Genomic DNA, 6,935 nt, shown 5'->3' on the forward strand with positions numbered 1-6,935 from the left:
CTGTCATCCGGCGATCCCGTGGCGCCATGACAGGGCGCCGCCCTATCCGCATAGGTCTACAACCATGTCTGAAAAAGAAAAGCGCGCGAACGCGCAGGCTGCCGCGACGCCGACGTCCGCCGATTCCGTGAACGCCGACTCGCCCGTCCTCGCCACCCGCCGGGGCTTCCTGACCGGCATCGCCGCGCTCGGCGCCAGCGCCGCCACGCTGGGCGCGCTGGCCGGGTGCTCCAGCGATAGCGATGACGACAACGACAGCACCACGACGCCCCCGCCGCCGGCCGCGCCGCCCGCCGCGCCCGACGTGACCGCGCAGTTGCGCAAGAACGTCAAGACGCTGGTCGTGATCTTCGCCGAGAACCGCAGCTTCAATAACCTGTTCGCCAATTTCCCCGGCGTGGAAAAGCCGCTGTCCGCGCTGACCGCCGCCGACTACACGCAGAACGACCGCGACGGCACCCCGCTGTCGGTGTTGCCGCCCGTGTGGGGCGGCATGGTACCCACCTCGCAACAGGCCAACCACATCACCTACCAGGTCGACCAGACCGCGCCCTACATGAACAACCTGGCCAACGCGCCGTTCGACCTGCGCGGTCCGCAGGGCGAACCGCTGCCGCAAGGCGTGGTCACGCGCGACCTCTGGCACGTGTTCTACCAGAACCAGATGCAGATCAACGGCGGCAAGAACGACCCCTTCGTGGCCTGGGCCGACTCGGGCGCACTGGTCATGGGCCACTACAGTGATTCCGCCTACAACCTGCGCCTGTGGAAGCTGGCCCAGGAATTCGTGCTGTGCGACAACTTCTTCCAGGGCGCATTCGGCGGCTCGTTCCTGAACCACCAGTACCTGGTGGCGGGCCGTCCGCCGTTCTATCCCAACGCCACCACGTCGGTCGCCAGTACCCAGATCGCGCAATTGCAAAGCAGCGACCCCACGGACCCGCGCCTGCAACCCAAGCCCACCTCGCCTGCCAGCGCCCTCACCGGCATTCCGCAGTTCGGCGCCAGCGCGCTGACGCCGGACGGCTATGGCGTCAACACCATGGCCCCGCCCTACTGGCCGTCGTTCTCGCGCGATGCCACGCATCCCGAACTGGCCGATGCCACCAGCCCGCAGACCATGGTGCCGCAGGACCACAGCAACATCGGCGACCTGATGAGCGCCAAGGGCCTGGACTGGGCCTGGTACGCCGGCGGCTGGCAAGCGGCGGTCGACTCGACGGCCAACACCGGCTTTCCGTCGTCGCCCAACTTCCAGGCGCACCACCAGCCGTTCAACTACTTCAAGAGCACCGGCCCCGGCACCGCGGCCCGCACCGCGCACCTGCGCGACGGCGGCCTGGGCGACCTGTCGTCGACCAACAAATTCCTGGCCGACGCCGAAGCCGGCAAGCTGCCACCGCTGACGTTCTACAAGCCGCAAGGCAACCTGAACATGCACGCCGGCTACGCCGACGTGGACTCGGGCGATCGCCACATCGCGCACATCGTCGACAGCCTGCGCAAGAGCGCGCAATGGGACAACATGGTGGTGGTCATCACCGTGGACGAAAACGGCGGCTGGTGGGACCACGTGGCGCCGCCCCAAGGCGACCGCTGGGGCCCCGGCACGCGCATCCCGACCCTCGTCGTATCCCCCTTCGCCAGGAAGGGCGCCGTCGACCACACCCTCTACGACACCGGCTCGATCCTGCGCCTGGCCACGCGCCTGTTCGACCTGCCCACGCTTGACGGCCTGAAGGCCCGCGACGACGCCATGAAGGCCCGCGGCCAGCAGCCCATGGGCGACTTGACCAACGCGCTGGCGTTCAGCGCGTAAGGGGCCAGGCCCGCGGCCGGCGCCCCGTGCGTCGGCCGCGGGCATGCCGCCAGGCGGTGCCGCATGCGAGAATGCGCCATCCCCCCTGGATGGTTCCACCTTGAAACACCTGCTCGCCGGCCTGGACAGACTGGATGATTTCGACGAAATCATCGACGTGCGCTCGCCGCTGGAATTCGCCGACGACCACATCCCCGGCGCCGTGAACGCGCCGGTGTTCAGCAACGACGAGCGCGCCCGCGTGGGCACGCTGTACCGTCAATCGCCCTTCGAGGCGACCCGCCTGGGGGCCACGCTGGCGGCGCGCAACATCGCCGCCCACCTGGACACCACCTTTGCCGACCGCCCGCAGGGCTGGCGACCGCTGATCTACTGCTGGCGCGGCGGCAAGCGGTCGGGTTCGATGACCGTGATGTTCAACATGATCGGCTGGCGCGCCCGCCAGCTCGACGGCGGCTACAAGACCTACCGCCGCGCCACGCTCGATACGCTGGACACCCTGCCGCCCACGCTGCGTTTCGTGGTGCTCACCGGCCCCACCGGCAGCGGCAAGACGCGCCTGCTTGGCGCCCTGGCGCAGGCCGGCGCGCAAACACTCGACCTGGAGGCGCTGGCCGCCCACCGTGGCTCGTTGCTGGGCGGCTGGCCCGGCACCGCGCAGCCCACGCAAAAAGGGTTCGACACCCGCCTGGCTTGCGGCCTGCGCCAGTTCGATCCGGCCCGGCCGGTCTTCGTCGAAGCCGAAAGCCGCAAGATCGGCGCGGTAGCGCTGCCGGCGGCGCTGTTGGCAGCCATGCACCAAGGCGCCTGCGTCGCCGTCACCGCCAGCCGCGAAGACCGCGCGGCCTTTCTGCAGCAGGACTACGCGCAGCTGTTCGCGCATCCCGAGTGGTTCAAGGCACAGCTGCAACGCATGGTCGGCCTGCACAGCCGCGACACCGTTGCCGCCTGGCACGGCATGATCGACGAGGGCCGCCGCGCCGACCTGGCGCGCGAACTGATCGAGCGGCACTACGACCCCACCTACCTGCGCAGCAGCCAGGCCCATTTCACGCATCTTGCGCAGGCCTTGCCGCTGACCTTCCGGCCCAACGACGCCGACGTCGTGGCGCAGGCGCGCGCATTGCTCGACCGCCTGGCCTGATCTGGCCAGCCAACGACGGACGACGCACGCCCCCTCGTCCAGGCATTGAATCGCGCTCGCGGGTTTGAGAATCTTCTGGTTTTCAGTCGCTTACCACTCCTGCCAATCAATGCAGCGCTTTTGAGAATCGTCCTGTTTTTTAGTGTCCTGCCGCAACGCAACATGAAGGCTACCGATACGTCATCGCCTTTGTCCGGTGCGTGCCAGTACGCTTGAACAATGCGGAGTGTCTCCGACCGGGTTCTGATCGATGTGTACGGGTGCGCCAAGGCCAAGGGCCAAGGAGCCCTCAATGCGCATCCCCCTGAACCCCATCATGCTGGGCGTGCTGGCCGCCACGCTGCCCGCCTTTTCCGGCCCTGCCCTGGCCGCGGACTTCGCCCAGGTCCTCGTCAATGACCCGGCCGGCGGCACGCAAGTCACGCTGAACCCCGGCGACACCGTCACGCACGCCGGCACCGGCGGCGCCATCGACGTTTCCGTAGCCGGCAACGCCGTGCGCGGCGACGGCATCGCCGTCAATGCCGGCTCGGCCTCGGCGCGCATCACCATCGGCGTGCGCGCCAGCGCCGGCGGCAGCGCTGCGCTGACGGGCAGCACCATCAAGACGCTGGGCGACGGCCAGGGCGCGCACGGCCTGGCCGCCATCGGCGCCGGCAGCCTGATCACCGCCGCGCACACCGACATTTCCACGCAAGGCGCCTATTCGCATGGTGTCTACGCACAGAACGGCGGCCGCATCGAGCTGGACGGCGGCAGCGTCACCACGGCGGGCAGCGGCAGCAGCGGCCTGCGCGCCGAAGGCGCCAATGCAGTCATCACCGCCAAGGACGTCACCGTCGCCACATCGCTGTACAACGCGGGCGGCGCCTACGTCGACAGCGGCGGTCGCATCGCCATAGAAGGCGGCACCATCACCGTCACCGGCAATCTTGCACCTGGCGTGAACGTGAATGACCAGAATTCCCTCGTGACCTTGCGCGGCACCGTGGTCAACGCGGCCAACGGCGCCGGCGCCCGCGTCGAAGGCGGCCGTTTCGAGATGGACGGTGGCAGCATCACGTCAAGCGGCGCGGCGATCATGCTCAGTTCGGGCAGCGGCCCCGCCTCGGTTGCCGACATCCGCAACGCCACGCTCGTGTCCACCGGCGACGTCAGCTACGGCCTGAACATCAACGCGACGAACACCTCGGCCGTGGTGGACAATGTTTCCATCTCGGCCCTGGGCTACCTGGGCACCGGCGTGTGGCTGCCGTCCACCGGCACGGCCTTCACGGCCAACCGCTTTGACATCACGTCGGCGCACCTGGGCATCGACAACCGCGCCGGCGTGGTCACGCTGACCGACGGCACCGTCAAGACCCTGGGCAACAACGCCCATGGCCTGTATGTGTCGCGCGAATACGGCAGCTCGGCCACCATCCAGGCCACCCGCGTCGACATCGATACCCAGGGCGACGGCGCGGTCGGCGTGCTGGCGCGCGTGGGCGGCGCCGCCATCACGCTGGAAGACGTCAACGTCACCACCCGCGGTGCCACCGCCTATGGCCTGTTTGCCAGCGGCACCGGCGCCAGCCTGTCGGCGCGCAACACCGTCGTCAACACGTCCGGCGCCAATGCGTCCGGGCTGTCGATGAGCAACCGCGCCGCCGTGACCCTGGACAGCACCCGCTTCACCTTGCAGGGCGCGGGCGCCAACGGCATCTGGAGCTACCTGACGGCCGCCGGGCTGAGCAACAGCGTCGTGCTGCGCAATGGCAGCCAGATCAGCACCCAGGACGGCGTGGGCCTGCTCGCCTCCGGCGGCGGCCATACCTTCCTGGTGTCGGATTCCAACATCACGACACGCACGGGCGGCGATATCGATAGCGGCGTGTTGCTGCATTCGCGCTCGGTCACCGTGACCAGCGGCGGCGTGTCGACCGTGATCGAAAGCGAACAGGTCAACCTGGACGCGTCGAACGCCGTATTGACTGGCGACGTGCTGGCCGACAGCGGCATCGTGGACGTATCGCTCAAGAACGGCTCGGCGCTGACCGGCGCCCTGGTGCAGCGCGGGCCCGGCCGCATCAACAGCCTGACGCTGGACAGCGCCAGCGCCTGGACCGTGCGCAATGATTCCAGCCTGGGCACGCTGAACAACGCCGGTACCGTGGCCTTCGCCGCGCCGGCCGGCGGCACGGGTTTCAAGACGCTGACGGTCAACAACTACGTCGGCGGCGGCACGCTGGTGCTCAACACGCAACTGGGCGACGATGCGTCGCCCACCGACAAGCTCGTCATCGACGGCGGCACCACGTCGGGCAACACGTCGCTGCGCATCGTCAACGCGGGCGGCGACGGCGGCCAGACCCAATACGGCATCCGGGTCGTCGAGACCGTCAACGGCGGCACCACCACCCCCGACGCGTTCCGCCTGGACAGCGGGTCCACCGGCTACCGCGCCAGCGCCGCCACCGTGTCCCTGAACGGCTACGACTACAGCCTGGTGCGCGGCGGCAACGGCGGCGTGGCACCGGACTGGTACCTGACGTCCGACTACACGCCGCCCACGGCGCCACCGGGCCCCACCGACCCGACGAACCCGACCGATCCCGACGTCCCCGCCCCGCCCGTGACGCCGCCCGAGCCAGTGCTGCCCGGCAACGGCTTCAAGAACGTATCGCCGGAAAGCGGCGCCTGGGCCGGCAACCGCCTGGCCAGCACGCGCCTGTTCACCCACAGCCTGCATGACCGCGTACCGGCCTATGCCGATGGCGACGCCACTGCGGCGACCGGCCGCGGCTTGTGGGCCCGGGTGCAGGGGCGCCACGACAGCGGCCTGCGCATGTCGGAAGGGCGAGTCGATGTCGATACCGATAGCGCCATGGTGCAGTTGGGCGGCGACCTGTTCAAGGCTGCCGTCGGCCAGGACGGCGCCGCCTACGCCGGCCTGATGGGCGGCTATGGCGATGCGCGCTCGCGCGCCGTGTCGACGCTGATGCTTCCCGGCGCCCATGCATCGACCCATGCGCGGGCCCGCGGCAAGGTCTCCGGCTACGCGGTGGGGGTATACGGCACCTACTACGCCAACGATTTCACCCGCCTGGGCGCCTATGCCGACACCTGGCTGCAGTACAGCCGCTACCGCAACCAGATCAGCAGCGAACTGGGATCGGTCCGCTATCGTTCCAACGTCTGGAGCGCCTCGCTGGAAGCCGGCTACGCGATCCAGCCCTTTGCGGCCGGCTCGACCCTGGAAGCCCTGGTGATCGAACCGAATGCGCAGGTCATCTACAGCCGTTATGACGCCAAGGACGCCACGCTGCAAGGCACCCGCATGCGCAGCGACGCCGACAATGCCTGGCAATCACGCGTGGGCGTGCGCGTGTATCCGCGCACCGCGCCCCAGGCCGACAAGCCGGCGGTGCGCCCGTTCCTCGAGACCAATTGGCTGCACAACGGCGGCAATCCGAAGGTGCGCATGGGCGAGAACACCCTGGCAGCGCAGCCGGCGCGCAACGCGCTGGAATTGAAACTGGGCGCGGAAGGCCGCGTGGGCAAGCGGGTGCAAGTGTCCGGCCACGTGTTCGGCCAGGCCGGCGAACACGATCAGCGCGGCTATGGCGGGATGCTCAATGTCAGCTACCGCTGGTAGCCTGCGCCCGGGCAGCGCCGCGCCGGGCTCACACCTCGGCCAGCGCCTGGCCCAGCGCCGCCGTCAAGGCGGCCAGGCCGGCGCGGGCGGCGTCATTCAGGCCGCCCGCCACCAACCGGTCTTCGGCATACTGCGTCAACTGCTGCAGATCGCGCGCCTGCACCGCCGCGAAACCGCCCCGCATGCGGTGCAGCACTTTGCGCAGCGCCTGGGCGTCGCCGGCGGCCTGCGCCTGCTCCAGCCTCGCCAGGTCCTGGCCCATGGTCTGCAGAAAGACCTCGCGATACTTCGCGGGTATCGCCGGCACGGCCGGCACCGCGGGCAAGGGTGCCGGC

The 6,935-nt window shown here is 69.3% G+C and carries 4 protein-coding genes; 3 read left to right on the plus strand and 1 reads right to left on the minus strand.

Annotated elements, in window-relative coordinates; all coding sequences use genetic code 11:
• The first annotated feature begins 64 nt into the window (after window positions 1-64).
• From acpA to AC6LJ2_RS24970, 3 genes are all read left to right on the plus strand, one after another.
• Window positions 65-1,819, plus strand: coding sequence for an acid phosphatase (acpA, locus tag AC6LJ2_RS24960; RefSeq protein WP_498152406.1), 1,755 nt, complete (start codon window positions 65-67; stop codon window positions 1,817-1,819).
• A 100-nt stretch (window positions 1,820-1,919) separates the two neighbouring features.
• Entirely contained in the window at window positions 1,920-2,963 is a 1,044-nt protein-coding gene (mnmH, locus tag AC6LJ2_RS24965; RefSeq protein ID WP_263912061.1) for a tRNA 2-selenouridine(34) synthase MnmH, read from the plus strand.
• 292 nt (window positions 2,964-3,255) lie between these two features.
• A complete protein-coding gene (locus tag AC6LJ2_RS24970; protein WP_498152407.1) occupies window positions 3,256-6,600 on the plus strand; it encodes an autotransporter outer membrane beta-barrel domain-containing protein in 3,345 nt (1,114 codons plus the stop codon).
• A gap of 28 nt (window positions 6,601-6,628) precedes the next feature.
• Here AC6LJ2_RS24970 and AC6LJ2_RS24975 read toward each other — a convergent pair.
• Window positions 6,629-6,935, minus strand: a 307-nt coding sequence (locus AC6LJ2_RS24975) for an Hpt domain-containing protein (protein WP_498152408.1), incomplete at its 5' end; no start/stop codon positions are given.

The sequence above is a fragment of the Achromobacter sp. 1014246743 genome (assembly GCF_059760725.1).